Below are 25,483 nucleotides of genomic sequence, written 5' to 3'. Positions count from 1 at the left end.
TCACTGCCCCAGTTTGCGTGGTTGCCATTCCTTGATCACCAGCGTGACATCAAGGTCGGTGCCGTGCAGTTTGATCCGCTCGGGCAGCCAGTAGCCGTTTTGCTCTGCATAACTGAGGTACTCGACCTGCCAGCCATCCTGTTCGAGATTGGCCAGGCGGCTGTCGACGTCGAGGGTCAGCCGACTTTTGCTGTCCGGGGCCGGGAGCCCGCGAACCCACCATGCCAAATGGGATACCGGCAATTTCCAGCCCAGTTGTTCTTCAACCAGGGCTTCCGGGGTCTGAGCGTCATAGCGGCCCTGATTGGCCACTTCCAGCGAGACTTTGCCCGGACGACCGGTCAAGCGGGCCGCGCCGCGACCCAGCGGGCCGGAGAGGCGAATGTCGTAGTAATCCTGGCGTTGCAGCCAGAACAACGTGCCGCTACCTGAATCTTTTGGCGCGCGGATGCCGATTTTACCGTTGATCTGCCAGCCGTCGAGGCCGGTCAGTTGCTGTTTGTGCTCGCGCCATTGGGCCTTGTTGCCTTGACCCTGGACCGATTCGCGGGCAACGAAGCCCGCGCAACCGGCGAGCAGGGCGATGAAGCTGAAAATAATGAAGTGGCGCAAAAACATAATTTTAAAGAGTCTCTGATCCGGTCAGGCGCTTGATGGTGCCGCGCAGGGTAGGGCTGTCGGGCTGTTCCTTGAGGAACTTGCTCCAGATTTGCTTGGCTTCGCGTTGTTTGCCGTTGGCCCACAGGACTTCGCCCAGGTGCGCGGCGACTTCCTGATCGGGAAAGCGCTCCAGCGCCTGGCGCAAATAACGCTCGGCTTCATCGAGGTTGCCCAGGCGGAAATTGACCCATCCGAGGCTGTCGAGGACTGCCGGGTCTTCCGGGTTGATCTGGTGCGCCTGTTCGATCAAGGCCTTGGCTTCGGCGTAGCGTGTGGTGCGGTCGGACAGGGTGTAGCCGAGTGCGTTCAACGCCATCGCATTATTCGGGTCGCGCTTGATGATCAGTCGCAGATCTTTTTCCATCTGCGCCAGGTCATTGCGTTTTTCTGCCAGCATGGCCCGGGTATACAGCAGATTCAGATCGTCCGGGAATTGCTGCAGGGCTTGCTGCAAGATTTTCCAGGCCGTGTCGCCCTGTTTGTTGGCAGACAAGGTTTCGGCTTCGATCAGATACAACTGGATCGCGTAATCGGGCTGCTCACCGCGCTCGGCTGCGAGGCGGCTTTGGGCTTCGGCGGCCTTGCCATTGCTCATCAGGATATCGGCCTGACGCAATTGCGCCGGCAGGTAATCGTTGCCCGGCCCGACCTGCGCGTATTCGATCAATGCGCCCTGCGGGTCGTTACGCTCTTCAGCAATGCGCCCCAGGTTCAGGTGTGCCGAGTCGACATGGCTTTCCCGAGCGATCAAATCTTCCAGGTAACCTTTGGCCTCGTCCCACGCCTTGGCTTCCAGGCAGACCAGCGCCAGGGAATAACGCAGTTCGTCGTCTTCGGGGTATTGTTGCACCAGGCTTGAGAACTCGACCTTGGCATCGTCCATGCGGTCCTGTTCAACCAGCATGCGCGCGTAGGTCAGGCGCAGGCGCTTGTCGTCCGGGTATTTCTTGATGCTTTTTTGCAGCAGCGGCAAGGCTTCATCGCCACGCTTGAGCCCTTGCAGCAGGCGCGCGCGCAGGAGGATCGGCGCTATTTCGCCCTCGTCCGGCGGATTGTCTTCGAGCAGGGTCAGGGCGCCCTTGGCATCGCCGTCCTGTTGCAGCAGCAAGGCCTTGCCGAAAATCAGCTGGTTGTTGTGCGGATGGCGCTGCAGCAAGCGGTCAAAACCTTTCATCAGACCGTTGCGAGTTTCCTGGTCGGTATCGGCTGCGGACAGGGCGAGAAAGTCGAAATGCGTGTCACCTTTGCCTTGCAGGACTTTCTCCATATAGACCATGGAGTCGTCGTAACGACCGGCGCGGGCGAGTTGCACGGCAGCCGCCCGTTGCGCTTCGAGATCGTCTGGGGCGTTTTTCGCCCAGACCAATGCGGTGTCGAGGGCGGCCTGATCGGCACCCAGGTACTCGGCAATGCGAAATGCCCGCTCGGAGATGCCCGGATCCTGGGTATTGATGGCCTGGGTCACGTAGTTGTCCAGGGCAATGTCGTAGCGATTGCGCTGGCCAGCCAATTCGGCGCTCAACAGACTGAAGACGGTTTCTTCGCTGAACGAGCTGTAAACCTTGGGCTTTTCAGGGGCTGGAGTGCTGTCTTCGACCGGCGGCGTACCGTCCGATGAAACGGGCGCCAAGGCCTGGCAGCCGCTGAGGAAGACAAAAGCGAGGAGCAACGCGGAAGATCTATTCATATAGGAAGAGGACGACTAACCTGCGGTCGGATCATCATGACACAAGCCTTCGGCCAAACATAACCGCCCGGCCAATTTACCCGCGCGGGCAATCCCCGCAGGCCCGGCGCCCTTGTAAACGAGAACGGATCGCAGCCTTCGGCAGCTCTTACAGGAGCGATAGATATCGAGTGGTTGTTCTGGCTCTGTCGAAGTAGGACAATTGTCGGCTTCACGTCACCATCAGCGACCTTGAATGGCCTTCCTTGCACTCGGTATTAACCACAAGACTGCTTCAGTAGACGTCCGCGAGCGCGTGGCCTTTACCCCTGAGCAGCTGGTTGAGGCCTTGCAGCAGCTCTGCCGACTCACCGACAGCCGCGAAGCTGCGATCCTCTCCACCTGCAATCGCAGTGAACTGTATATAGAACAGGATCACCTTTCGGCTGACATCGTATTGCGCTGGCTGGCCGATTATCATCATTTGAGCCTCGACGAGCTGCGCGCGTGCGCTTATGTGCATGAAGATGATGCGGCAGTTCGTCACATGATGCGGGTCGCTTCCGGGCTCGATTCGCTGGTGTTGGGTGAACCACAGATTCTCGGGCAGATGAAATCGGCCTACGCTGTCGCTCGCGAGGCCGGCACCATTGGTCCGCTGCTCGGGCGACTGTTCCAGGCCACGTTCAATGCGGCCAAACAGGTGCGAACCGACACCGCCATCGGCGAAAACCCGGTATCCGTTGCGTTTGCCGCGGTCAGCCTCGCGAAACAGATTTTCAGTGATTTGCAACGTAGCCAGGCTTTGCTGATCGGCGCTGGCGAGACCATTACCCTGGTTGCCCGCCATCTGCATGAGCTGGGGGTGAAGCGAATCGTGGTCGCCAACCGCACTCTGGAGCGCGCGAGCATCCTGGCCGAGCAGTTCGGCGCCCACGCAGTGCTGCTCTCGGACATCCCCGCAGAACTGGTGCGTAGCGACATCGTCATCAGTTCCACCGCCAGCCAGTTGCCGATTCTCGGTAAAGGTGCGGTGGAAAGTGCCTTGAAATTGCGCAAGCACAAACCGATTTTCATGGTGGATATTGCCGTTCCTCGGGATATCGAGCCTGAAGTCGGCGAGTTGGACGACGTTTACCTGTATAGCGTCGACGATCTCCACGAAGTGGTCGCCGAAAACCTGAAAAGCCGTCAGGGCGCTGCCCAGGCCGCCGAAGAAATGGTGTCGGTCGGTGCCGAAGATTTCATGGTTCGCCTGCGCGAACTGGCGGCAGTGGATGTGCTCAAGGCCTATCGTCAACAAAGCGAGCGCATGCGCGACGAAGAATTGCAGAAAGCCCAACGGATGCTCGCCAATGGCAGCAGCGCCGAAGACGTGCTGGTGCAACTGGCCCGCGGCCTGACCAACAAACTCTTGCACGCCCCGAGTGTGCAATTGAAAAAGCTCTCTGCCGAAGGCCGCCTCGATGCGCTGGCCATGGCCCAGGAACTCTTTGCCCTCGGTGAGGGCTCATCGGATAGCTTTTCGGATAAGAAACCGCAATGAAAGCGTCACTGCTCAATAAGCTGGACATCCTCCAGGACCGTTTCGAGGAACTGACCGCCCTGCTTGGCGACGGCGAAGTCATTTCTGATCAAAACAAGTTCCGCACCTATTCCAAGGAATACGCGGAAGTCGAGCCGATCGTTGGCACCTATAAACAGCTGCTTAAAGTGCAGGGCGACCTCGAAGGGGCTCAGGCGCTGCTCAAGGACAGCGACCCGGACATGCGCGAAATGGCCGTGGAAGAAGTCCGCGAAGCCAAAGAGCAACTGATCGAAATCGAAGCCAGCCTGCAACGCATGCTGCTGCCCAAAGATCCGAACGACGGGCGCAACGTATTTCTCGAAATCCGCGCCGGCACTGGCGGTGACGAAGCGGCAATCTTCTCCGGCGACCTGTTCCGCATGTATTCGCGTTACGCCGAGCGGCGTGGCTGGCGGGTCGAGATTCTTTCGGAGAACGAAGGCGAGCACGGCGGATATAAAGAAGTCATTGCCCGGGTCGAAGGCGAGAACGTTTACGGCAAGCTGAAGTTCGAGTCCGGTGCACACCGCGTGCAGCGGGTTCCGGCTACTGAATCCCAAGGCCGCATCCACACCTCGGCCTGCACCGTGGCCGTGTTGCCCGAGCCGGACGAGCAGGAAGTGATCGAGATCAACCCGGCGGATCTGCGGGTCGACACCTATCGCTCCTCCGGTGCCGGTGGTCAGCACGTCAACAAGACCGATTCGGCAATCCGTATCACGCACTTGCCGTCCGGTATTGTCGTCGAGTGCCAGGAAGAACGTTCCCAGCACAAGAACCGCGCCCGGGCGATGTCCTGGCTGTCGGCCAAGCTCAACGACCAGCAGACCAGCGCCGCCGCGAACGCTATCGCTAGCGAGCGTAAATTGCTGGTAGGTTCCGGTGACCGCTCCGAGCGGATCCGCACCTATAACTTTGCCCAGGGCCGGGTCACCGACCACCGGGTCAACCTGACGCTGTATTCGCTCGACGAAATTCTCGCCGGTGGCGTGGATGCGGTGATCGAACCGCTGCTGGCCGAGTTCCAGGCCGACCAATTGGCAGCGATAGGTGAGTAAATGACGATCATTGCCAGTTTGTTGCGCGCCGCTGATTTGCCCGATTCGCCCACCGCGCGTCTGGATGCCGAATTGCTGCTGGCGGCTGCCTTGGGCAAGTCCCGCAGTTTTCTGCACACCTGGCCCGAGCGTATCGTCCCGAGTGAAGCGGCCCTGAAGTTTGCCGAGTACCTGCATCGCCGCCGTAGCGGTGAGCCGGTGGCCTACATTCTGGGTCAGCAAGGTTTCTGGAAGCTCGACCTGGAAGTCGCGCCCCACACGCTGATTCCGCGTCCGGACACCGAGCTGCTGGTAGAAACCGCGCTGGAATTGTTGCCAGCCACACAGGCCTTGGTGCTCGATTTGGGCACCGGCAGCGGCGCCATCGCTCTGGCCCTGGCCAGCGAACGCCCGGCCTGGAAAGTCAGCGCCGTGGATCGCGTGCTGGCAGCCGTGGCCTTGGCCGAGCGCAATCGCCAGCGGCTGCACCTGAACAACGTCACGGTGCTGAGTAGCCATTGGTTCAGCGCTTTGGAAGGCCAACGCTTTCAATTGATCATCAGCAATCCGCCCTACATTGCTTCGACCGATCCGCATCTGGCGGAGGGCGACGTGCGCTTCGAACCGACCAGTGCCCTGGTGGCCGGCGTCGATGGGCTCGATGATCTGCGTTTGATCGTCGCCCAGGCACCGGATCATCTTGAGGCAGGTGGCTGGTTGATGCTTGAACATGGTTACGATCAAGCCGAAGCCGTGCGCGATTTGCTAACGATCCGCGGCTTTGAAGAGGTTCATAGCCGCACCGATCTGGGCGGTCACGAACGCATCAGTCTGGGGCGCTTGCCGTGCTGAATGATCAGGAATTACTGCGCTATAGCCGGCAGATTCTGCTGCAACACGTCGACATCGACGGCCAGTTACGGCTCAAAGAAAGCCGCGTGCTGATTGTCGGCCTCGGCGGTCTCGGCTCACCGGTTGCGCTGTACCTGGCGGCGGCCGGTATCGGTGAGTTGCATCTGGCGGACTTCGACACGGTCGACCTGACCAATCTGCAACGCCAAATCGTTCACGACACCGACAGCGTCGGCCTGAGCAAAGTCGATTCGGCGATCCGTCGCCTGACCGCAATCAATCCCCAGATTCAGCTGATTGCCCATCGCTCCGCCCTGGATGAAGATTCCCTGGCGGCAGCAGTGGCGGCGGTGGATCTGGTGCTGGACTGTTCCGATAATTTTTCCACCCGCGAAGCGGTCAACGCCGCGTGTGTGGCTGCGCGCAAACCGCTGGTCAGTGGTGCGGCGATTCGGCTGGAAGGGCAGTTGTCGGTCTTCGACTCCCGTCGTCCGGAAAGCCCGTGCTACCACTGTTTATATGGGCACGGCAGCGAAGCCGAGCTGACCTGCAGCGAGGCTGGCGTACTCGGTCCGCTGGTGGGCCTGGTCGGCAGTCTGCAAGCCCTCGAAGCGCTGAAACTACTGGTGGGGTTCGGCGAGCCTCTGGTGGGGCGTCTGTTATTGATCGATGCCTTGGGCACGCGCTTCCGTGAATTGCGGGTCAAGCGTGATCCGGGTTGCAGCGTCTGCGGGTCAAGCCATGCGTGAAGCGCCGATTGCTGTATTCGATTCCGGCGTCGGTGGACTCTCCGTACTGGCCGAGATCCAGCAGTTGCTGCCCAACGAGTCTCTTTTGTACCTCGGCGATTGCGGGAATATTCCCTACGGTGAGAAATCACCGGCATTCATCAGTCAGCGTTGCAATGTCATGGCGCAATTCTTTCAGCAGCAGGGCGCCAAGGCGTTGGTGCTCGCTTGCAACACTGCGACCGTCGCGGGTGTTGCCGACTTGCGGCGTGATTTCCCCGAGTGGCCCATTGTCGGCATGGAGCCCGCAGTCAAACCGGCTGCTGCGGCGACGCGCAGCGGTGTCGTTGGCGTACTCGCCACCACCGGCACTTTACAGAGTGCCAAGTTCGCCGCCTTGCTGGACCGTTTCGCCGCCGATGTGCGAGTCATCACTCAACCATGCCCAGGGCTGGTGGAGCTGATTGAAAATGGCGATTTGCACAGCGAGGCATTGCGTCAGTTGCTGCAAGGGTATGTCGACCCGCTGCTGGCTGCAGGTGCAGACACGATCATTCTTGGCTGTACGCATTATCCCTTTCTCAAGCCGCTGCTTAAGCAGATGATCCCCCAGAGCATCACCCTGATCGATACCGGTGCTGCTGTGGCACGGCAGCTTCAACGATTGTTGGCCGAGCGTGAGTTGCTGGCCGAGGGACCTGCTCGCGCTGCCCGGTTCTGGTCGAGTGCGGATCCGGAACATTTCAGAAATATCTTGCCGGTGTTGTGGCACTCGACGGGTGTTGTGCAAAGCTTCGACGTGTAGATAAAAAAATGTGAAGAAACGAATAATTGGGCTGAACTTCCGATAGCGCCTACTGCTATAGCTTTGTCTGTTGGGCAGCATAAAAAATACGAAATTGTTCGGAAAAGGATGTTTCTAATGAAGCGACTATTCTGCTTGGCCGCGATTGCGACCGCATTGATGGGGCACAGTTTTACCGCGCAGGCAGCAGGGGTGGAATTCGGGGTCAGCCAGACCAGCGATTCGACCATGACCTACCGACTGGGCATGCAATTCGACTGGGACAAGAGCTGGTTGCAGAGTGATATCGGTCGCTTGACCGGCTACTGGAGCGGTGCTTACACCTATTGGGATGGCGATGAAACGTCGAGCAATCACAGTGTGTCGTTCTCGCCGGTACTGGTGTACGAGTTTGCCGGTCAGACCATCAAACCCTACATTGAAGCGGGTATCGGCATCGCGGTGTTTGCCAACACCGAAGTCGAAGACAACAAACTGGGCAGCGCCTTTCAGTTCGAAGACCGTTTCGGGTTTGGTCTGCGCTTTACCGGCGGACATGAAGTCGGGATTCGCGCCACGCACTATTCCAATGCCGGAATCAGCAGCCCGAACGATGGCGTAGAGAGTTACGCATTGCATTACACGATGCCGTTGTAACGTCAAAAGCTTCGCGGGCAAGCCTCGCTTCTACAGGAACCACCTTACCCTGTAGGAGCGAGGCTTGCCCGCGAAGGCGTCAGGCCTGCTGACCTTTCTCTAAAATTGCCCCTTTCACCGATACGCCGTCGCAATCCCCTGGCGTTCGGTGATGCATTCCGGTGCGCCCATTTCGAACTCCCGGCAGATCAGTGGACGTTTTTCGTAGATGGTGCACATCATGCTGTTGCGATCCAGCGCGGCGCACCAGCCGTCATCCAGTCGCAACATGACTTCCCCACCCCAATCGTCGGTATCGATAAAACGCTCGGGCACACCGGTGTCGGTGATCAGCATGACTTCAAGCTGACAGCAGCAGGCTGCGCAGGTCGAGCAGGTGACCGCGGGTTCGGCTATTTGCGTGTGGGGAATGGTTTTCATGGCGCGCAGTGTAAGGCAGTGGGCCCACGCTGTGTGAAAGGCCTGACGGACGCTCAGGCTTTACGGCAGATCCTCGAACGGCGGATTGTTTCGCTCCATGCGCTTGCCGATTTCCAGTCCCGTCTGGCCAGGCTTTTGCGGCAGAGGCCAAAGAACAGGCATGAGCAGTTCCGGTAAGGGGAGCTCCAGTGGCCGATCTTTGAGCAGGTCGAAGAGGTATCGCGCAGTTTTGTCCGCCGACCAGTCGAGGTGTTCTGGAACGTCTTTGCTCAGGGGGATATCGATAAGTCTTGGGCTGACAATGGTCATTTCGATGTTTTGCGGCGCCACGTCGATGCGCAAGGATTCAAATAAATGACGCAACCCGGGCTTTGCATCGCCATAGGCTTCGGCCCGTGGCAGGGGCAGGTAAGTCACCGAGCTGGCCATGCCCACCAGATGCGGCGCAGTGCCCGCCTGCAGCAGGGGCCGGGCAGCTTCGATGCAATAGCTGCTGGCAAGCAGGTTGGTACGCACGATGTGTTCGATGATTGACGAGTCGAACTGACTGGCATCGACGTATTCGCAGGTACCCGCGTTGAGGATCATGGTGTCCAGAGAACCCCATTGCTCGGCAATCTGCTCGCCGATTTCGCGCACCCGTTGGCCATTGGTCAAATCACCTGCGACCACCAGCACCTGTCCGGGATAACGCTGAGACAGGGCTTTCAATGGCGCCAATGAGCGGGAGCTGACGGCCAGGTGGGCACCGGTTTTCAGTATTTTTTCGGCCAAAGCGGCACCAATGCCATTGCTGGCGCCGGTCAGCCAGTATCGCCTTGGAGGTGTAAGACTCATCCCAATTCCCTTTTTAACCCGATAATTTTCCGGCTCAACACCGTATTTATAATGCAATGCGCCGGCATCAATTTAATTCCGGTAGTGATAAACCCTGTCGGGATGGCAGGTTCTTGAACGCGGCCAAGGCCCGTTCGCGGGAAGTGCTCAGGTTGACGATAGGCGATGGATAATCCGTCACACCGAACAATCCGCCGAGTCTCGCGGGATTGTGCAGGTATTTTTTGTTCATTTCATTGATCTGCGGCAACCAATGCTTAATGAAAACCCCTTCGGCGTCGAACTTTTCCGACTGGCTCAGCGGGTTGAAAATCCGGAAGTAGGGCGCCGAATCGGTGCCGGTGGACGAACTCCACTGCCAGCCACCGTTGTTCGCCGCCAGATCTCCGTCAATCAGATGCCGCATGAAGAAACGCTCGCCTTCACGCCAGTCGATCAGCAGGTTTTTTGTCAGGAACATTGCCACGACCATGCGCAAGCGATTGTGCATCCAGCCGGTTTCCAGCAATTGGCGCATGGCGGCATCGATGATCGGCAGGCCGGTACGGCCTTGCTGCCAGGCCTCGAGGTCTTCCGGGGCATCACGCCAAGCCAGGGCTTCGGTTTCCGGGCGAAAGGCGCGGTGCCGGGAGACCCGTGGGTAGCCCACCAGAATGTGTTTGTAGAACTCGCGCCACAGCAACTCGTTGATCCAGGTAACGGCGCCGACCTTGCCGCCTTCGAACTCCCCCTGATTGCTTCGCAACGCGGCGTGCAGACACTGGCGAGGGGAGATGACCCCTGCGGTGAGATAGGCCGAGAGCTGGCTGGTGCCGGGTTTGGCCGGGAAATCGCGCTCGCTGTGGTAATAGTCGATCTGTGCGTCGGTAAAAGTATCGAGGCGGCGTCGGGCTTCGGCTTCGCCGGCCGGCCAGAGAGCACGCAAACTGTCGCTGGGCGTGTCGAAACCCTCGACACGAGAGGGCGGTTCGTCGCTGGCGATACCCAGCGGAGCCTGGATGGCGGGGGCGGTAACCAATCTCGGCAATGAGGCATGCAAGCGTTCGTAACAGACCTTGCGAAACTGGCTGAAGACCTGGAAATAGGTGCCGGTTCTGGTCAGCACGGTGCCGGGCTTGAACAGCAATTGATCGAGGTAGCTGTAAAAGTCGATGCCTTGGGCTTTCAGGGCTTGGGCCACCGCGGCATCCCGACGGGTTTCATGAATGCCGTACTCTTCGTTGACGTGCACTGCGTCGATCTTCAATTGCTGGCACAGCTCGAGCAGGACCTTCGGTGCCTCATCCCAGCGGGACGCCTTGCGAATCAGCAGCGGGATGTTCAGGGCGTCCAGCGCATGGCGTAACTCGCTCAGGTTGCGCAGCCAGAAATCCACTTTGCACGGCGCGTCGTCATGGGCCAGCCATTGCTGTGGACTCAGCAAATACACCGCCACACTCGGGCCGCGGGCTGCGGCGGCCGAGAGGGCGGTGTTGTCGTGTAGACGCAAGTCGCTGCGCAGCCAGATCAATTGCATGGTGGTATCCGCACGAGCCATTAAAAAATCGCCATTAGATGATCCCGCGCTGAATGAGGCCCAGATGGGCCGATAACGGGTCTTCGGCCAGGGACAAGTCAGCAATGGCGACGGTTTTTGCGGATAACTCGGCGTGGTGAATGCACACCGTTGGTCCGGCAATCATTTTTGGGCAGCTGACGCCATTCAAAAGTTTCGTCAGCTGTGAAAGATTCATGGCTTTGCTGGAATACAGCAGTACGCCGCGGGCTTGCAGGTGATCGACCGCCAAGGCAAGTTCGCCAGCGTGGAGCGGCCAGTCGAAGACTTCCACCGGGCAATCGACACTGCTGATCAGCCAGGCGGTGAGCCACAGATGAGGCTCCAGTGGCAGGTCCGAGTGATTGATCAGCAGTAGCGGCGCGGTGCGTAACTGACGGTTGTTATGGTAGATCCTCGCGCCGAACTTGCTGCGCAACCAGGAATAAACAAACACTCGCTCCATCTGCGCGCCGAACTGGCCTTGCCAGCGTTGTTCCAGTTCCGCCAGCAACGGCATCAACAATCGTTCACACAAGGTGCGTGGCGGATACAGCGCCATCGCCTGATTCACCGTGTCATCAAGGGTGCGTTCGGCTAGCTGAGTGACCGCTTGCAGCAGTGTCTGGCGCAGCAGCAGCCAATCGTTCCCGACGGGGTCGGTAAGCCCCTGAGGCGTGTCGAGCAGTTGTTTGACCTGGCTGACAGCCACGCCGCGATTGAGCCAGGTGAGGATCGTCAGGATTCGTTGAACGTGTTCGGCGCAGAACAGCCGATGCCCCTTGGGCGTACGCTGCGGCACGATCAGCCCATAGCGCCGTTCCCAGGCGCGTAAGGTGACGGCATTAACCCCGGTCTGCCGGGCCACTTCACGAATGGGCAGCCAACCAGCGTCCAAGGCTTTCTTGAAGTCGGTGCCGAGGTCTTCGCTGGCGCTGGTGTCCGGTGGATTTTTCATTAAATCGCGTTTCGCAGGCTGAGGTTTTCCGGGTGCGGTTGCAGGTAAACCTGTTGCGCAATGTATGGATCCGGGTGTTGGCGAAAGTAGTGTTTGAGCAGCATCAGTGGCACCACCAGCGGCACGATGCCCCGGCGGTATTGGCCGATGATGTGCTGCACTTCCTGTTTGTCTGCAGGGCTGATGGCCTGTTTGAGATAGCCGCTGAGGTGCTGCAGCACGTTGGTGTGGCTGCGGCGTGTGGCGCATTTTTTCAGGGCCGCCATCAGCTCGCTGAAATAGCGCGGGCCGAGCACTTGCGGATCGGTCTGCCCCATGTTGCCCAACAAGTTGCCCAGGGTTTTGTATTGCATCGGGTTGTGGGCCATTAGCAGGTATTTGTAGCGCGAGTGAAAGTCAGTGAGGGCGCGCCGGGTCAGGCCTGTTTGCAGCAACTGCTGCCAGGCGCTGTAGGCAAACACGCGGGTGAGGAAGTTTTCCCGCAGCACCGGGTCGTTGAGGCGGCCGTCTTCTTCCACCGGTAAATCAGGATGCAATGCACAGAAGGCTTGGGCGTAGATACCACGGCTACCGCCATCCACTGGCGCGCCGTTGGCGTGGTAGACCTTGACCCGTTCCAGCCCGCACGAAGGGGATTTCTGCATGAAGATATAGCCGCAGATGTCGCCCAACTCCAGCGCCATTTTTTGACCGTACTCGGCCAGCGGCCGGGTGACGTTGATCTCTGGGTGGACGGTGCCGACAGCCTCCGGATGTGCCAGGTTGCCGACCAGACGGATTGGTTGGCGAGGAATACCCAGGCCAATGGCGACTTCCGGGCACACCGGGACGAAATCGAAATAATCAGTAAGGATGCGGCTGCACAGAGGTGATGCCTTGTGCCCGCCGTTGTAACGCACTTCGGCTCCCATCAGGCAGGCGCTGATGGCGATTTTGGGTTTCATGGCTGTAGGGGGCATCGGAGCGCCTCGAATCCAGACCTGTACAGATTGTTAGGTCTGTACAACATGTACTTCATCATAGATTCAAAGATGTACAAGTCAAATTTTTTGTATAGGTTTTTGCGGGGCTGCTGCCTATGTCGACAGCAGCGATGGGCTGGACCGATTCAATTCACTGCAGGTGTTCGTGCAGTCGGCGGGCGGCTTCCTGACCACTGAGCCAGGCACCCTCGACACGGCCGGACAGGCACCAGTCACCACACACGTAAAGTCCTAGATCGGCATCGGCCAAGGCACCCCATTCATGGCTGCTGGCCGGCCGGGCATACAGCCAGCGGTGAGCGAGGCTGAAGGTCGGAGCAGGCATGGCGTCGTGCAGCAGTTCGGCAAAGGCACCGTGCAGTTGCTCGATCACGGCTTCCTTGGGCAGATCGATATGCTGCCGGCTCCAGGCACTGGTGGCGTGCAGCACCCAGGTATCGAGGGTGGTGTCGCGTCCCGGTTTGCTGCGGTTGCGCGCCAGCCAGTCGAGAGGACTGTCCTGCACGAAGCAGCCTTCGATGGGGGTTTCCAGCGGTGTGTCGAACGCCAGCGCGACGGCCCAGGTGGGTTCCATTTTTACCCCGGCAGCGGCCCCGGCGAGTTTCGGCGCGGCCGCCAGCAGCGCGGTCGCCTGAGGGGCTGGCGTGGCGATGACGACATGGCTGAACGGACCGTGAGTGAAGCCGTCGGCGTCTTGCAGATGCCAATGTTCTTCACCGCGATAGACCTCGGTGATGCGGCAAGCGAAATGCACTTCCAGATCACCGAGCAGGCCGCGCGTGATCGCGCTCATGCGTGGCGTGCCGACCCAGCGAGTCTGTTCATCCGGCGAGGGTCTGAGCTGGCCGCCGTGGAAGGTATAGAGCTGCGGCGTCCATACGGCGACCCAGTCGTTGGCTTGCCAACGCTGGACTTCGGTGACGAAGCGGCGATCGCGAGCAGTGAAATATTGCGCGCCCATATCCAGAGCACCCGCATCGCTGCGCTTGCTCGACATGCGTCCGCCACTGCCGCGGCTTTTATCGAAAAGTTGCACGACATGCCCGGCCTCCGTCAGGGCCTGGGCGGCTGAGAGTCCGGCGATGCCGGTGCCGATGATTGCGATAGGTACAGTCATAGGGGCCTCGTTTACCTGTCTGTACAGACTACGCCGTGGTTCAAACCTGTACAATATTGTTTTTTGGTATAACTTTTAGCGTTCTCGTTCTGGCAGCTTGGCCTATTGTTAAGCACAGAGCCTGTCCGATACTAAAGATCCCTGCTTATAAAAATAGACTAGTGATGCGGGTAAAACGCCACGCGAGGAAGATGTCATGCACATATTGCTGACCGGCGGTACTGGTTTGATAGGACGTCAACTCTGCCGACACTGGTTGAGCCAAGGGCATCACCTGACGGTGTGGAGTCGCACGCCTGCCAAAGTCGCCCAAGTCTGTGGCACACAGGTACGTGGAATCGCACGGCTTGAGGACCTGGGTCAAGAACCGGTGGATGCCATTATCAACCTCGCGGGGGCACCGATTGCCGATCGACTCTGGACGCACAAACGCAAGGCGTTGTTGTGGAGCAGTCGGATCACCCTGACCGAAACCCTGCTGGCCTGGCTCGAAAGCCGCGAGCAGAAACCGCAGGTCTTGATTTCTGGCTCCGCGATCGGTTGGTACGGCGACGCTGGTGAGCGGGAGTTGACTGAAGAATCGCCACCGGTCATCGATGATTTCGCCAGCCAGTTGTGCGTCGCCTGGGAGGAAACCGCGCAGCGCGCCGAAGCCTTGGGCATAAGCGTGATTCTCATTCGTACCGGGTTGGTGCTGTCCGCCGAGGGCGGCTTTTTGTCGCGGCTGTTGTTGCCGTTCAAACTGGGGCTGGGCGGGCCGCTCGGCAATGGTCGGCAGTGGATGTCGTGGATTCATATCAAGGATCAAATCGCCCTGATTGATTTTCTTCTGCACCGCAATGAGGCCAGCGGTCCATATAATGCCTGCGCGCCCAAGCCGGTGCGCAATCGCGAATTCGCCCAAACGTTGGGTAGCGTGTTGCATCGTCCGGCGTTCATGCCGATGCCGACTCTGGTGTTGAAGGTGGGCCTGGGCGAGTTGTCATTGTTGCTGCTGGGTGGCCAGAAGGCCATGCCGGCTCGCTTGCTGGAAGCGGGCTTCACTTTCCAGTTCACTGATTTGCGCGCGGCGTTGGACGATCTGTCCAGCCGCCTTAAGAAATAGGACGTTGCATGACCGATCACGCGTTGCTTCTGGTCAACCTGGGTTCACCTGCTTCCACCTCGGTGGCGGATGTGCGCAGCTACCTCAATCAATTTCTGATGGACCCGTATGTGATCGACCTGCCGTGGCCGGTGCGGCGTTTGCTGGTGTCGTCAATCCTGATCAAGCGCCCGGAGCAATCGGCCCACGCTTATGCGTCGATCTGGTGGGCGGACGGCTCGCCACTGGTGGTGCTCAGCCGTCGTCTGCAACGGGCCATGACCGCGCAGTGGACCCACGGGCCGGTAGAACTGGCGATGCGCTACGGCGAGCCATCGATTGAATCGACTCTGGTGCGGCTGGCTGCCCTGGGGCACAAAAAAGTGACTTTGGCGCCGCTCTACCCGCAGTTCGCCGACAGCACCGTGACCACGGTGATCGAAGAAGCCAAGCGGGTGGTGCGGGAGAAGAAACTCGACGTGCAGTTCTCGATTCTCCAACCGTTCTACGATCAGCCGGAATACCTCGATGCATTGGTGGCTAGCGCCAAACCTCATCTGCAGCAGGATTACGATCACCTGCTGCTGAGCTTTCATGGTTTGCCGGAACGGCACCTGAAGAAGCTCAACCCAGGACACAGCTTCGAAGGTGGCGGCGATTGCTGCGCCGGAGCGCCGCCGGAAGTGGTCGCGACCTGTTACCGCGCTCAATGTCTGCGCACGGCCGCAGAGTTTGCCAAGCGCATGGGTCTGCCGGACGGCAAATGGTCGGTGTCGTTCCAGTCGCGTCTGGGGCGGGCCAAGTGGATCGAACCCTACACCGAAGCGCGCCTCGATGAGTTGGCCAAAAGTGGTGTGAAAAAGGTCTTGGTAATGTGCCCGGCGTTCGTCGCCGATTGCATCGAAACCCTGGAAGAGATTGGTGATCGCGGGAAGGAGCAATTCCGCGAAGCGGGAGGGGAGGAGTTGGTGCTGGTGCCGTGTCTCAACGATGATCCGCAGTGGGCCAAGGCGTTGAACGCATTGTGTGAACGGGCGCCGTTGGCGCTTTAAAAGCATCGCGAGCAGGCTCGCTCCCACAGTAGATATTCGGTGAACACAGATTTTGTGTTCGACACCGATCAAATGTGGGAGCGAGGCTGCTCGCGATAGCTATTGCACTGACAACAAAGAGCTCAAACCCTTACAGCAACGGCTCTTGCGCCTGCTTGTGCTTCCAGCTGTCATGGCCCGGCAGTAACAGGTTCAGCGCAATCGCCACCACCGCGCACAGCGCGATGCCTTTGAGGCCGAAATCGTCCGGGCCGGTACCGGTGCCGACCAGCACGCCGCCAATCCCGAACACCAGCGTCACCGAGACAATCACCAGATTGCGTGCTTCGCCCAAGTCGATCTTGTGGCGAATCATTGTGTTCATCCCCACCGCAGCAATCGAACCGAACAACAGACAGAGAATCCCGCCCATCACCGGCACCGGGATGCTTTGCAGCAGGGCGCCGAACTTGCCGATGAACGCCAGGCTGATCGCGAAGATCGCCGCCCAGGTCATGATTTTCGGGTTGTAGTTTTTGGTCAGCATCACCGCGCCAGTCACTTCGGCGTAGGTGGTGTTGGGTGGGCCGCCGAACAGACCGGCCGCGGTGGTGGCAATGCCATCGCCGAGCAAGGTGCGATGCAGGCCGGGCTTCTTCAAATAATCGCGACCAGTCACGCTACCCACTGCAATCACGCCGCCGATGTGCTCAATGGCCGGGGCCAGGGCTACGGGAACGATGAACAGAATCGCCTGCCAGTTGAATTCCGGCGCCGTGAACTGTGGAATCGCGAACCACGGTGCAGCAGCAATCTTCGCGGTGTCGACCACCCCGAAATAGAACGCCATGGCAAAACCGACCAGCACGCCGGAGATGATCGGCACCAGGCGGAAAATACCTTTACCGAACACCGCGACGATCAGGGTGGTCAGCAGTGCCGGCATCGAGATCAACATCGCCGTCTGGTAAGGAATCAGCTCCGTGCCATCGCCTGCCTTGCCCATCGCCATGTTGGCGGCGATCGGTGCCATGGCCAGGCCGATGGAGATGATCACCGGACCAATCACCACCGGTGGCAGCAGGCGGTCGATGAACCCGGTGCCTTTGATCTTCACGGCAAGGCCGAGGAAGGTGTAAACAAAACCCGCCGCCATCACGCCGCCCATGGTCGCCGCCAGGCCAAACTGGCCCTTGGCGAGAATGATCGGCGTGATGAAGGCAAAGCTCGAGGCGAGGAACACCGGCACCTGACGCCCGGTAACGATCTGGAACAGAATCGTCCCCAAACCTGCGGTGAACAGCGCCACGTTCGGGTCGAGGCCGGTAATCAACGGCATCAACACCAGCGCGCCAAAGGCCACGAACAGCATCTGCGCACCCGACAGCACTGTGCGCCAGAGCGGATCGTTGAACTCTTGCTGCATGCTCAAGCGTCCTTCTGCTTGGTGCCGAAGATCTTGTCACCGGCATCGCCCAAGCCTGGGATGATGTAACCGTGTTCGTTGAGTTTTTCGTCAATGGAAGCGGTGTAGATCATCACGTCCGGGTGAGCCTTCCCCACAGCGGCGATGCCTTCAGGGGCGGCCACCAGGACCATTGCGCGGATGTCCTTGCAGCCGGCCTTTTTCAGCAAATCAATGGTGGCGACCATGGAGCTGCCGGTGGCGAGCATCGGGTCGATGATCATCGCCAGGCGTTCGTCGATTTCCGGTACCAGTTTTTCCAGGTAGGTATGGGCCTGCAGGGTTTGTTCGTTGCGGGCCACGCCCACGGCGCTGACTTTGGCGCCCGGGATCAGGCTCAGTACGCCTTCGAGCATGCCGATACCGGCACGCAGGATCGGCACCACGGTAATTTTCTTGCCGGCGATTTTCTCGACCGACACCGTGCCGCACCAGCCTTCGATGTCGTAGCTTTCCAGCGGCAGGTCTTTGGTGGCTTCATAGGTCAGCAAGGCACCGACTTCCTGAGCGAGCTCACGGAAATTCTTCGTGCTAATGTCGGCGCGGCGCATAAGGCCAAGTTTATGACGGATCAGCGGATGGCGGATCTCGAGGATGGGCATGGGGAAGGCTCCGGCGGCGGGCAAAAAACCGGCCTAGATTAATCTATCCGAGGGTGTTGTCCTATAGACATACAGAACGTTAGTCCACAAACGCTTGATCTGGCCTCGCTTGATGCGTACCTTTGCCCGCTTTTCCTGAACCGTCCCTCCCTTTACCATCCCCCTGGAGAGCGCCATGTCCGCTGATCTCGAGCATATCCGTCAAATCATGCGAGAGGCTGACTGCCTGTACACCGAAGCTGAAGTCGAGGCGGCCATCGCCCGCGTCGGTGCACAAATCAACGATCAGCTGGCTGAACGTAACCCGGTGGTGTTCTGCGTAATGAACGGCGGGCTGATTTTCTCCGGCAAGCTGCTGACGTATCTGAACTTCCCACTGGAAGCGTCCTACCTGCACGCCACCCGTTATCGCAACGAAACCAGCGGCGGCGACCTGTTCTGGAAAGCCAAGCCGGAAGTCTCGTTCATCGACCGTGACGTGCTGATCATCGACGACATCCTCGATGAAGGTCACACCCTGGGCGCGATCATCGACTTCTGCAAACACGCTGGCGCCCGCGCCGTGCACACTGCCGTGCTGATCGACAAGGACCACGACCGCAAGGCTCGCCCGGACCTGAAAGCCGATTTCGTCGGCCTGCCGTGCATCGACCGTTACATCTTCGGTTATGGCATGGATTACAAAGGCTACTGGCGTAACGCTAACGGGATTTTTGCTGTTAAAGGCATGTAACTCCCGACGCGAATTCCTGTGGGAGCGAGCCTGCTCGCGATAGCGGTCTGTCTGGCAACGTTATGTTGGATGTGCCAACGCTATCGCGAGCAGGCTCGCTCCCACAATGGATTGTGTTCACAGATCCACTTCCATGCACCCATGCTACAGTGCTCGGCCCCGCCCCCGGAGCCATTCATGAGCCTTTTGATCCGCAGCTGCGCCGCCCTGTTGCTGACCCTCAGCCTGCCCCTGGCCGCCGCTCCATCGCCGATGCATGCGCAGTTTTTGCCTCCAGACGACCTGACCCTGCGTGACGCCGAACCCGAGCAGCAACAACTGTTGCAGATCACCGACTATTCGGTGGTGATCGGCAGCCAGCGCCAGTCCAACCAACAGCCTATCCCGGTTACATCGCCCTTGCTGATCCGTCTCAAGGGAAAATCCTTGAACAAGGGCGCGACCATCAGCCAGGTATTGGTCAACTTTGATGGCGAAAGCAAAAGCCTGAAAAAGCCGATCTACGACGAAAAAAGCAAAACCTTGACGCTCTATTACCCGCTCGCCCAATACCGGGTGGTGATCGACTTGTTGCGCAATGACACGGTGTATTGCCAGTTCCTCAGCTACGCCAACGGCCATATCTGGGCCGATTTGCACACAGGCAGCGTTCGTCCGCGTTGAGCCTGGCGCCTGCGCGGGGGTAAACTGCCCGCCCCGTGAAATGTCTGCGAGCTGGAGTCGGCAATGCGTAAAGATAAGAAGCAAGTGATTGGTGACGAGATCGGCGATGAGCAGATCAAGCTGTTCCTCGATTTTGAGCCGGTCGACGCCACTTCACCGTCGCTGCACAAACTGATCAAGGCGTACCGTGGCCTGCGCATCGATGACTTCGAGCGTTTTCTGACATTCTTTGTTGAAGCCGGCTGTGACCTGGATGGCAAGGATGAGCACGGCAATGACTTTGTCGCCCTGATCAAGGATCAGCGCAATGCGGCCGAGTACATCGAGCTGATCAGCAAGGCTCGCGGTTAAGATCAAAAGATCGCAGCCTCGTTGCGCTCGACAGGTCCTACAAATGGTTCGCCCACACCTGTAGGAGCTGTCGAGCGAAGCGAGGCTGCGATCTTTTAAAGGCACAAAAAACGCCCCGCCCTCAATGAGGACGGGGCGTTTTTTATGCGGCCGAATCAAGCGTAGCTTTCGGTCTCGTTACTGGCTTCAACCAGTTCCAGCGCGACATTGTTGTGCGCATTGATCTTGCGATACAGCGCAGCGTCGGTTTCCAGAACCTTTTCCCGAGCCGGGAAGATTTCCGCCAGCTTGGTAGCCCATTCACCGGACGCTTTGTTCGGGAAGCATTTTTCGATCAGCTCAAGCATGATCGAAACAGTCACCGAAGCGCCTGGCGAAGCACCAAGCAGGGCGGCAAGGGAACCGTCCTTGGCCGCGACCAGTTCGGTACCGAACTGCAGAACGCCGCCTTTCTTCGGGTCTTTCTTGATGATCTGCACCCGTTGGCCGGCCACTTCCAGGCGCCAGTCTTCGGCTTTCGCTTCAGGGTAGAAACGACGCAGGGATTCCAGGCGCTGCTCCATCGACTGCATCACTTCGCTGACCAGGTACTTGGTCAGGTCCATGTTGTTTTTGGCCACGGCCAGCATCGGGCCGATGTTGCCGGCGCGGACCGACATTGGCAGGTCCATGAACGAACCGTGCTTGAGGAACTTGGTGGTGAAACCGGCGTAAGGCCCGAACAGCAGGGACTTCTTGCCATCGACCACTCGGGTGTCCAGGTGCGGCACGGACATCGGTGGCGAACCTACCGCAGCCTGGCTGTAGACCTTGGCCTGGTGGTGCTTGACCACTTCCGGGTTGTCGCAACGCAGCCATTGGCCGCTGATCGGGAAACCGCCGAAGCCTTTGCTTTCTTCGATGCCCGAGGCTTGCAGCAGTGGCAGTGCCGCTCCGCCAGCGCCGAGGAACACGAATTTCGCATCGACCTCACGGGTATTGCCGCTGTTGACGTCCTTGATGCTGACAGTCCAGAAACCGTTGTTGCGCTTCAGGCCAGTCACACGCTTGCAGTACTTGACCTGGGCATCGGGTGCGCTGGTGAGGTGCTGGAGCAGTTGGTTGGTCAGGGCGCCGAAGTTGACGTCGGTGCCGTTCATCACGCGAGTGGCGGCGACGACTTCGTCAGCCGGGCGGCCTGGCATCATCAACGGCATCCACTCGGCCATGGTGGCCTTGTCTTCGGTGTATTCCATGTCCGAGAAGGCGTGGTGCTTGCTCAGCACCTTGAAGCGTTCCTTGAGAAAGGAGACGCCGTCGTCGCCCTGCACGAAGCTCAGGTGCGGCACCGGGCTGATGAACGACTTGCACGAGCCGAATGTGCCTTTCCTGGTCAGGTAGGACCAGAACTGCTTCGACACCTCGAACTGGGTGTTGATGTGCACGGCTTTCTTGATGTCGACGGTGCCGTCGGCGGCCTGTGGCGTGTAGTTCAGCTCACACAGCCCGGCGTGACCGGTACCGGCGTTGTTCCACGGGTTGGAACTTTCCGCGGCACCGGAATCCATCAGCTCGACGACTTCCAGCTTGATCGCGGGGTCGAGCTCTTTGAGCAGTACAGCAAGGGTGGCACTCATGATGCCGGCCCCAACCAGTACTACGTCGACTGCTTCGTTATGCGCCATTTAACGCGTCTCCAAAATCTGCAGCACCAAATTGTCGGCATAGCTGCCAGGCGTTCCGGGGCGTGTCAGTGATGCCCCAAGTACCCATGGCCAGGATCGCCATGTCCGAATCTTCGCAATTTTTCGCAACTTCGACGGATGCATGCGGCCTGGCCTCAAGAGTCACATGAACTCATTTCGGCACGCGGCTGGCAATTCGACTTATGGTCGAGACATCCGTTTGTGCAACCAAATCCGTAGCGGACAGGCTTCAGGCTCCGGTGTTCGAGGAATACTCGGTCCTGTGTCGTTGGGCTGTTGTAGACGCTAATGGTGCATGTTCAGACGCAAAACTATTCATTTGCTCGCCACACTCTTGTGAAGTTGTGAAAACCCGTTTTTTTCACGCTCTTTTGAAGACGTGAACCTCAAAAAAGGGCTGTCCCAGCCTGGCACCGTGCCCGGATGGATTGCCGCCATGGGGTACATGACAGGCAAAACGGGCAAACAGCTCAGTGACCGAGCGTAATGACAGCTCTGCAGATTCGCGAAAAGTGGTGTTTTGCTCAAGAAACAGCAAGCGCGCCAGCTTCACTCGATCTGTGTGGGCGGCTCTCTGTGGGCGGTGCGGGGGTGTCAATACCGAGGCATTGACGATGCTGCGAGGCCCGATCAGGAGACGTCCTTATAATCGGGGGGAGATTGTAACGAAGAAACGCAGGGAAATGGTCGTGTTTAATGACTTTTATTAGGTGTCCGGTCAGGTGGTCAACAGGTGTTGTGCCCGCGCACGTGGCTGGCGCTGGCTGACACGGGCGCTGGCGGGCAGCGGATGGTGCAGCCAGTTGAGGCGGATTTCTTCGATTTCGACCCAGCCATCGCCCATGGGCTGCAGGTTGCATTGTTTGAACGCCTGGCAGTGGCCATTGCGGTCGAGCAGGGCAAAGCAGCGATGCAGTGGGCGTGGCGTGAACAGCGAGATGAGAAAACGCATGGCAAAGTACCTTGTGGGGTGACTGCCGTGAAGGTTGCCACTGAGCGATGACGTGCATGTGTATGGGCGGTGACAGATGTGTGACAGGAGCCGCGCTGTGCCGGGTTTGTCAGAGATTTCAGTAATCGTTGCTGGACGCTAGTTCGCCGCAGTGGCGCACCGCTATACTGCGGGCCTGTTTGTGCCTGATTCTGGAGAGAAGAGCATGTTGCAACGCCTGTTGTTCGGTTTGATCACTGTGACCAGTTTGACCCTCGTCGGCTGCGCCCACAGCCCGCAACAACTGAACCCGGAACCCAAGCTGACGGCTCAGCTGGCGCCGGTCGGCCGTGGTCAGCCGGTGGTGGTGCGTGTGGTGGATGGTCGTCCGTCGCCAACCCTGGGAACTCGTGGTGGTCTGTATCCGGAGACCAGCGCGATCACCGTGCAGGGCGCGCAGATTCTGCCGAAGTTGCAGGCTCAGGCTGAAGCGGCCGTGCGCTTGCTGGGCTTTACCCCGACGGCCAATGCGCTGAATGCACCGCAATTGACGGTGACCCTGGCCGAGCTGAAGTACCAGTCGCCCAAGGAAGGCATGTATGTGACTGAGGCGACGATTGGCGCGACGTTCCGTTCGGATGTGCAGAATGCCAACCGTCGTTATAGCGGCCGCTACGGTGCGTCGCTGGATCAGCGTTTTGGCATGGCACCGAATCAGGAAACCAATACCAAGCTGGTCAGTGATGTGTTGAGTGATGCGTTGACCCGCTTGTTCAAGGACCCGACGATTGGTCAGGTGCTTGCCGAGTAACGGTTTGCGGCTTGTTTAAAGAACCCGGTGTCAGTGATGGCGCCGGGTTTTTTTGTGTCCACAGATTCATTGTGGAAGCGAACCTGCTCACGATTCACCTGTAGGAGCGAGGCTTGCCCGCGAAGACGGCCTGACAGCCGACCAATCCCTTGCAGATGTACACCGTTCAACTGTGGGAGCGGGCTTGCTCGCGAAAGCGGTCCGTCAGTCGACATCAATGTTGAATGTTGGACCGTCTTCGCGGGCAAGCCTCGCTCCTACAGTAGGAGCAGACGCCTAAGCCGCCTCCGAATAGAAATCCAGAACACTCACCCCCGTCAGCAAATCCGCCTCCGGTAAATCCGCATGTTGATGCCCGCCCAGCGCGCAATACACCAGCCAATGCCGGTCCTGAACGTTGAAGGCGAGGCTGCCGACTAAGGTTTGTTGTTCGTCGCTTTGGGCAATGAGGTAGAGGCGGTCCTGGTTTTCGGCGTGGAGCATGACGGGGTCCGTGTCGGTTTCGAGGGGCGACAGACTGGCGGATTCAGATGACGGCGCCGTGACACAGGACAGCAATCGGCCAAATGGTTTCGTTATTTGTCGGAAAGCCGGGGCAGGCCGGAGCGCTTTCGGTAGAATTCGCGCCGCGGTCGTCGGTTGACGTCCGCCACATCGGTTTTGCCTGAGGTTTGTGATGTCGCTGCAATTGATTTCGTTCTTTACCGCTCATCCTGCCAAATTGATCAACCTGCTGGCCTTGCTGTTCGCCTTCCCGGGCGGCTGGTTACTGCACGCCACCCGTCGTCGCGAACAGCGCGCCCTGGCCAGTATCGAGGCGCAGCGCCAAAGTCGTCCCAGTGAAGAGCCAACGCTGGATTGGGCGACCCTGCGCATGAACCGGTTTTTCTACCGCTTCGGGTTTGCCTGCCTCGGGATGGCGTTGTTGGTGTCGTGGATCAGCACGCGGATTTAGATTTCAAAATCAGAAGATCGCAGCCTTCGGCAGCTCCTACATTGACCGAGTACACACGATATTCCACATGTATGCGCAATTCCCCGTAGGAGCTGCCGCAGGCTGCGATCTTTTGATCTTGCAACACAAACAAAAACGGCGCCCGAAGGCGCCGTTGTCGTATCCAGCCCATTGCCTTACAGCGGCAACCCGGCCTTCACCCGATATTGATTACGCACCGGTGTCGCATATTGCAGCACCAGAAACGGACGGTGCTCCTCCGGGCAAGCATCCAGCCGACCCTGCCATTCTTCCTGAGCCTTGGCCAGTTCATCCGCCGCAAACACCTCGGCTGCTTTCGGTACCTGCAGTTGCGGGTCGGCGTCTTTCCACTGCGCATAGGCCAGGTAGTGCGCCGGGAACAACCGGTAACCGCTGAGGATCTGCTTGTCCATTTCGATCGCCAATTGCTTGGTGTCTTCGAACAGTTCAGTGATCGGCGCGGCGAAGTTCACGTGGACCCGGCCTTTGTAACCGGTGATGCCTTTGGCGATGCTGACGTCATCCTCGCCCGGCACCTTGCTGTAGCTGCCGGTGGTGGCGCGGATGTACAGCTCGCGGGCCTTGGCCTGGTCGCACGGGTCGTATTCGTAGCTGATCGACACCGGGGTGAGGTTCAGCGAACGGATGACTTCGCCGAACGGCTCGTCCTTGCGGCTCATGTGGAACATCTTGAGGATCGCCGACTCGGTGCGGTCGTCGCCGTCCTTGGCCCGGCCTTCAGCCTGGGCGATCCAGATCGAGGCGCAATCGTTACGGATCGAATGGTTGATGTACGCCGACAACAGCTGATACGCCGCCATTTTTTCCCGGCGACCAGTGATCGAACGGTGCACGATGAAGCTCTTGTTCAGGCGCATCAGATCGCTGACAAAAGGCTTTTGCAGCAGGTTGTCGCCAATGGCAATGCGTGGGGTCGGCAGGCCGGCGTGGTACACGGCATAGTTGACGAAGGCCGGGTCCATCACGATGTCGCGGTGGTTGGCGATGAACAGGTAGGCGCTGCCGGACTTGAATTGCTCCACGCCGGTGTAGGTCACCCCGTCCGTGGCGCGCTCGATGGTGTGGTCGACGTAAAACTCGACTTTGTCCTGCAAGGTGGCCACCGACGTGATGCCGGCGAACTCACGTCGCAGCCGATGAGCTATAAGAGGTTTGAGCATCCAGCCGAAGGCACCGGCATAACGCGGGAAGCGGAAGTGGATGAGGATATCTAGAAACGCCTTGTCACCAAGCAACCGGTTCAGTACTGCCGGGACTTCGCTGTCGTCGTAAGGTCGGATGGCATCGAATTCGCCCATCATGCTCTCTTGTTAGAAACGGCTAGGGTAAG

Annotated in this window: 27 protein-coding genes; 13 read left to right on the top strand and 14 right to left on the bottom strand. The window is 59.1% G+C overall.

Annotated features, from left to right (window positions below; genetic code table 11):
* Both lolB and ACYZT2_RS24020 read right to left on the bottom strand, forming a co-directional pair.
* Entirely contained in the window at positions 1 to 618 is a 618-nt protein-coding gene (gene lolB, locus ACYZT2_RS24025; RefSeq protein WP_461967946.1) for a lipoprotein insertase outer membrane protein LolB, read from the bottom strand.
* A gap of 4 nt (positions 619 to 622) precedes the next feature.
* Positions 623 to 2,347 (bottom strand): tetratricopeptide repeat protein, encoded by a 1,725-nt coding sequence (locus ACYZT2_RS24020; RefSeq protein ID WP_461967944.1) that lies wholly within the window; start codon positions 2,345 to 2,347, stop codon positions 623 to 625.
* A 235-nt stretch (positions 2,348 to 2,582) separates the two neighbouring features.
* On the opposite strand from ACYZT2_RS24020, the gene hemA reads away from it, so the two are divergent.
* The 6 genes from hemA to ACYZT2_RS23990 all read left to right on the top strand — a co-directional run bounded on the left by hemA (position 2,583) and on the right by ACYZT2_RS23990 (position 7,951).
* On the top strand, positions 2,583 to 3,872 hold the full coding sequence (gene hemA, locus ACYZT2_RS24015; RefSeq protein WP_048397746.1) for a glutamyl-tRNA reductase: 1,290 nt from the start codon (positions 2,583 to 2,585) through the stop codon (positions 3,870 to 3,872).
* Positions 3,869 to 4,951, top strand: a complete 1,083-nt coding sequence (prfA, locus tag ACYZT2_RS24010; RefSeq protein WP_461967942.1) for a peptide chain release factor 1 — start codon at positions 3,869 to 3,871, stop codon at positions 4,949 to 4,951. Before hemA ends, prfA begins: the two co-directional genes overlap by 4 nt.
* A complete protein-coding gene (gene prmC, locus ACYZT2_RS24005; protein ID WP_461967940.1) occupies positions 4,952 to 5,782 on the top strand; it encodes a peptide chain release factor N(5)-glutamine methyltransferase in 831 nt (276 codons plus the stop codon).
* Positions 5,776 to 6,531 carry a molybdopterin-synthase adenylyltransferase MoeB gene (locus ACYZT2_RS24000; protein ID WP_461967938.1) on the top strand — a complete coding sequence of 252 codons (756 nt, stop codon included), beginning with the start codon at positions 5,776 to 5,778 and terminating at the stop codon, positions 6,529 to 6,531. Before prmC ends, ACYZT2_RS24000 begins: the two co-directional genes overlap by 7 nt.
* Entirely contained in the window at positions 6,524 to 7,315 is a 792-nt protein-coding gene (gene murI / locus ACYZT2_RS23995; RefSeq protein ID WP_461967936.1) for a glutamate racemase, read from the top strand. The genes ACYZT2_RS24000 and murI overlap by 8 nt, the downstream gene beginning before the upstream one ends.
* A gap of 117 nt (positions 7,316 to 7,432) precedes the next feature.
* Positions 7,433 to 7,951, top strand: a complete 519-nt coding sequence (locus tag ACYZT2_RS23990) for an acyloxyacyl hydrolase (RefSeq protein ID WP_461967934.1) — start codon at positions 7,433 to 7,435, stop codon at positions 7,949 to 7,951.
* Positions 7,952 to 8,065: 114 nt separating this feature from the next.
* Here the strand turns inward: ACYZT2_RS23990 and ACYZT2_RS23985 are convergent, their stop codons facing one another.
* From ACYZT2_RS23985 to ACYZT2_RS23960, 6 genes are all read right to left on the bottom strand, one after another.
* Complete coding sequence (locus tag ACYZT2_RS23985) at positions 8,066 to 8,371, bottom strand: YkgJ family cysteine cluster protein (protein WP_007905822.1); 306 nt, start codon at positions 8,369 to 8,371, stop codon at positions 8,066 to 8,068.
* 60 nt (positions 8,372 to 8,431) lie between these two features.
* Positions 8,432 to 9,208, bottom strand: coding sequence for an SDR family NAD(P)-dependent oxidoreductase (locus ACYZT2_RS23980; protein WP_461967931.1), 777 nt, complete (start codon positions 9,206 to 9,208; stop codon positions 8,432 to 8,434).
* Positions 9,209 to 9,275: 67 nt separating this feature from the next.
* Entirely contained in the window at positions 9,276 to 10,724 is a 1,449-nt protein-coding gene (gene phrB, locus ACYZT2_RS23975) for a deoxyribodipyrimidine photo-lyase (RefSeq protein WP_461967929.1), read from the bottom strand.
* Positions 10,725 to 10,758: 34 nt separating this feature from the next.
* Complete coding sequence (locus tag ACYZT2_RS23970; RefSeq protein WP_461967927.1) at positions 10,759 to 11,700, bottom strand: MerR family transcriptional regulator; 942 nt, start codon at positions 11,698 to 11,700, stop codon at positions 10,759 to 10,761.
* Positions 11,700 to 12,659: a YbgA family protein gene (locus tag ACYZT2_RS23965; RefSeq protein WP_461967925.1), complete on the bottom strand. Its 960-nt coding sequence runs from the start codon at positions 12,657 to 12,659 to the stop codon at positions 11,700 to 11,702. The genes ACYZT2_RS23970 and ACYZT2_RS23965 overlap by 1 nt, the downstream gene beginning before the upstream one ends.
* Before the next feature lie 154 nt (positions 12,660 to 12,813).
* The gene (locus ACYZT2_RS23960; protein ID WP_461967923.1) at positions 12,814 to 13,800 is read right to left on the bottom strand and encodes an NAD(P)/FAD-dependent oxidoreductase; all 987 of its coding nucleotides are present in this window, start codon (positions 13,798 to 13,800) and stop codon (positions 12,814 to 12,816) included.
* Positions 13,801 to 13,996: 196 nt separating this feature from the next.
* Between ACYZT2_RS23960 and ACYZT2_RS23955 the strand changes: the two genes are divergently transcribed.
* Together ACYZT2_RS23955 and hemH are read left to right on the top strand one after the other, a co-directional pair.
* On the top strand, positions 13,997 to 14,905 hold the full coding sequence (locus tag ACYZT2_RS23955) for a TIGR01777 family oxidoreductase (RefSeq protein WP_461967921.1): 909 nt from the start codon (positions 13,997 to 13,999) through the stop codon (positions 14,903 to 14,905).
* 8 nt (positions 14,906 to 14,913) lie between these two features.
* A complete protein-coding gene (gene hemH / locus ACYZT2_RS23950; RefSeq protein WP_461967919.1) occupies positions 14,914 to 15,936 on the top strand; it encodes a ferrochelatase in 1,023 nt (340 codons plus the stop codon).
* A 130-nt stretch (positions 15,937 to 16,066) separates the two neighbouring features.
* Here the strand turns inward: hemH and ACYZT2_RS23945 are convergent, their stop codons facing one another.
* Both ACYZT2_RS23945 and upp read right to left on the bottom strand, forming a co-directional pair.
* Positions 16,067 to 17,341, bottom strand: a complete 1,275-nt coding sequence (locus ACYZT2_RS23945; RefSeq protein ID WP_461967917.1) for a uracil-xanthine permease family protein — start codon at positions 17,339 to 17,341, stop codon at positions 16,067 to 16,069.
* A gap of 2 nt (positions 17,342 to 17,343) precedes the next feature.
* A complete protein-coding gene (gene upp, locus ACYZT2_RS23940; RefSeq protein WP_008011992.1) occupies positions 17,344 to 17,982 on the bottom strand; it encodes a uracil phosphoribosyltransferase in 639 nt (212 codons plus the stop codon).
* A 175-nt stretch (positions 17,983 to 18,157) separates the two neighbouring features.
* On the opposite strand from upp, the gene ACYZT2_RS23935 reads away from it, so the two are divergent.
* The 3 genes from ACYZT2_RS23935 to ACYZT2_RS23925 all read left to right on the top strand — a co-directional run bounded on the left by ACYZT2_RS23935 (position 18,158) and on the right by ACYZT2_RS23925 (position 19,729).
* Positions 18,158 to 18,715 (top strand): hypoxanthine-guanine phosphoribosyltransferase, encoded by a 558-nt coding sequence (locus tag ACYZT2_RS23935; RefSeq protein WP_253552804.1) that lies wholly within the window; start codon positions 18,158 to 18,160, stop codon positions 18,713 to 18,715.
* Positions 18,716 to 18,892: 177 nt separating this feature from the next.
* The gene (locus tag ACYZT2_RS23930; RefSeq protein ID WP_461967914.1) at positions 18,893 to 19,378 is read left to right on the top strand and encodes a hypothetical protein; all 486 of its coding nucleotides are present in this window, start codon (positions 18,893 to 18,895) and stop codon (positions 19,376 to 19,378) included.
* A gap of 63 nt (positions 19,379 to 19,441) precedes the next feature.
* Positions 19,442 to 19,729, top strand: a complete 288-nt coding sequence (locus ACYZT2_RS23925; protein WP_461967912.1) for a PA4642 family protein — start codon at positions 19,442 to 19,444, stop codon at positions 19,727 to 19,729.
* A gap of 155 nt (positions 19,730 to 19,884) precedes the next feature.
* On the opposite strand, the gene mqo is transcribed toward ACYZT2_RS23925, so the two are convergent.
* Complete coding sequence (gene mqo / locus ACYZT2_RS23920) at positions 19,885 to 21,393, bottom strand: malate dehydrogenase (quinone) (RefSeq protein WP_461967910.1); 1,509 nt, start codon at positions 21,391 to 21,393, stop codon at positions 19,885 to 19,887.
* Between the two features lie 739 nt (positions 21,394 to 22,132).
* Complete coding sequence (locus ACYZT2_RS23915) at positions 22,133 to 22,366, bottom strand: hypothetical protein (protein WP_461967908.1); 234 nt, start codon at positions 22,364 to 22,366, stop codon at positions 22,133 to 22,135.
* Between the two features lie 205 nt (positions 22,367 to 22,571).
* Between ACYZT2_RS23915 and ACYZT2_RS23910 the strand changes: the two genes are divergently transcribed.
* Positions 22,572 to 23,156: a YajG family lipoprotein gene (locus ACYZT2_RS23910; RefSeq protein WP_038981596.1), complete on the top strand. Its 585-nt coding sequence runs from the start codon at positions 22,572 to 22,574 to the stop codon at positions 23,154 to 23,156.
* Positions 23,157 to 23,432: 276 nt separating this feature from the next.
* Here the strand turns inward: ACYZT2_RS23910 and ACYZT2_RS23905 are convergent, their stop codons facing one another.
* Positions 23,433 to 23,639: a hypothetical protein gene (locus ACYZT2_RS23905; protein ID WP_030129737.1), complete on the bottom strand. Its 207-nt coding sequence runs from the start codon at positions 23,637 to 23,639 to the stop codon at positions 23,433 to 23,435.
* 193 nt (positions 23,640 to 23,832) lie between these two features.
* On the opposite strand from ACYZT2_RS23905, the gene ACYZT2_RS23900 reads away from it, so the two are divergent.
* Positions 23,833 to 24,111 (top strand): hypothetical protein, encoded by a 279-nt coding sequence (locus ACYZT2_RS23900; RefSeq protein WP_461967905.1) that lies wholly within the window; start codon positions 23,833 to 23,835, stop codon positions 24,109 to 24,111.
* A gap of 176 nt (positions 24,112 to 24,287) precedes the next feature.
* On the opposite strand, the gene ACYZT2_RS23895 is transcribed toward ACYZT2_RS23900, so the two are convergent.
* Entirely contained in the window at positions 24,288 to 25,451 is a 1,164-nt protein-coding gene (locus tag ACYZT2_RS23895) for a 1-acyl-sn-glycerol-3-phosphate acyltransferase (protein ID WP_461973237.1), read from the bottom strand.
* Positions 25,452 to 25,483 lie beyond the last annotated feature (32 nt).

This window comes from Pseudomonas sp. MDT1-85 (assembly GCF_054898065.1).
This window is presented reverse-complemented; position numbering and strand designations above follow the sequence as displayed.

Excerpts from the sequence above, each read along its gene's own strand:
- lolB (WP_461967946.1), bottom strand. The coding sequence starts at position 618 with ATGTTTTTGCGCCACTTCATTATTTTCAGCTTCATCGCCCTGCTCGCC.
- ACYZT2_RS24020 (WP_461967944.1), bottom strand. The coding sequence starts at position 2,347 with ATGAATAGATCTTCCGCGTTGCTCCTCGCTTTTGTCTTCCTCAGCGGC.
- hemA (WP_048397746.1), top strand. The coding sequence starts at position 2,583 with ATGGCCTTCCTTGCACTCGGTATTAACCACAAGACTGCTTCAGTAGAC.
- prfA (WP_461967942.1), top strand. The coding sequence starts at position 3,869 with ATGAAAGCGTCACTGCTCAATAAGCTGGACATCCTCCAGGACCGTTTC.
- prmC (WP_461967940.1), top strand. The coding sequence starts at position 4,952 with ATGACGATCATTGCCAGTTTGTTGCGCGCCGCTGATTTGCCCGATTCG.
- murI (WP_461967936.1), top strand. The coding sequence starts at position 6,524 with ATGCGTGAAGCGCCGATTGCTGTATTCGATTCCGGCGTCGGTGGACTC.
- ACYZT2_RS23990 (WP_461967934.1), top strand. The coding sequence starts at position 7,433 with ATGAAGCGACTATTCTGCTTGGCCGCGATTGCGACCGCATTGATGGGG.
- ACYZT2_RS23985 (WP_007905822.1), bottom strand. The coding sequence starts at position 8,371 with ATGAAAACCATTCCCCACACGCAAATAGCCGAACCCGCGGTCACCTGC.
- ACYZT2_RS23980 (WP_461967931.1), bottom strand. The coding sequence starts at position 9,208 with ATGAGTCTTACACCTCCAAGGCGATACTGGCTGACCGGCGCCAGCAAT.
- phrB (WP_461967929.1), bottom strand. The coding sequence starts at position 10,724 with ATGCAATTGATCTGGCTGCGCAGCGACTTGCGTCTACACGACAACACC.
- ACYZT2_RS23970 (WP_461967927.1), bottom strand. The coding sequence starts at position 11,700 with ATGAAAAATCCACCGGACACCAGCGCCAGCGAAGACCTCGGCACCGAC.
- ACYZT2_RS23965 (WP_461967925.1), bottom strand. The coding sequence starts at position 12,659 with ATGCCCCCTACAGCCATGAAACCCAAAATCGCCATCAGCGCCTGCCTG.
- ACYZT2_RS23960 (WP_461967923.1), bottom strand. The coding sequence starts at position 13,800 with ATGACTGTACCTATCGCAATCATCGGCACCGGCATCGCCGGACTCTCA.
- ACYZT2_RS23955 (WP_461967921.1), top strand. The coding sequence starts at position 13,997 with ATGCACATATTGCTGACCGGCGGTACTGGTTTGATAGGACGTCAACTC.
- hemH (WP_461967919.1), top strand. The coding sequence starts at position 14,914 with ATGACCGATCACGCGTTGCTTCTGGTCAACCTGGGTTCACCTGCTTCC.
- ACYZT2_RS23945 (WP_461967917.1), bottom strand. The coding sequence starts at position 17,341 with ATGCAGCAAGAGTTCAACGATCCGCTCTGGCGCACAGTGCTGTCGGGT.
- upp (WP_008011992.1), bottom strand. The coding sequence starts at position 17,982 with ATGCCCATCCTCGAGATCCGCCATCCGCTGATCCGTCATAAACTTGGC.
- ACYZT2_RS23935 (WP_253552804.1), top strand. The coding sequence starts at position 18,158 with ATGTCCGCTGATCTCGAGCATATCCGTCAAATCATGCGAGAGGCTGAC.
- ACYZT2_RS23930 (WP_461967914.1), top strand. The coding sequence starts at position 18,893 with ATGAGCCTTTTGATCCGCAGCTGCGCCGCCCTGTTGCTGACCCTCAGC.
- ACYZT2_RS23925 (WP_461967912.1), top strand. The coding sequence starts at position 19,442 with ATGCGTAAAGATAAGAAGCAAGTGATTGGTGACGAGATCGGCGATGAG.
- mqo (WP_461967910.1), bottom strand. The coding sequence starts at position 21,393 with ATGGCGCATAACGAAGCAGTCGACGTAGTACTGGTTGGGGCCGGCATC.
- ACYZT2_RS23915 (WP_461967908.1), bottom strand. The coding sequence starts at position 22,366 with ATGCGTTTTCTCATCTCGCTGTTCACGCCACGCCCACTGCATCGCTGC.
- ACYZT2_RS23910 (WP_038981596.1), top strand. The coding sequence starts at position 22,572 with ATGTTGCAACGCCTGTTGTTCGGTTTGATCACTGTGACCAGTTTGACC.
- ACYZT2_RS23905 (WP_030129737.1), bottom strand. The coding sequence starts at position 23,639 with ATGCTCCACGCCGAAAACCAGGACCGCCTCTACCTCATTGCCCAAAGC.
- ACYZT2_RS23900 (WP_461967905.1), top strand. The coding sequence starts at position 23,833 with ATGTCGCTGCAATTGATTTCGTTCTTTACCGCTCATCCTGCCAAATTG.
- ACYZT2_RS23895 (WP_461973237.1), bottom strand. The coding sequence starts at position 25,451 with ATGGGCGAATTCGATGCCATCCGACCTTACGACGACAGCGAAGTCCCG.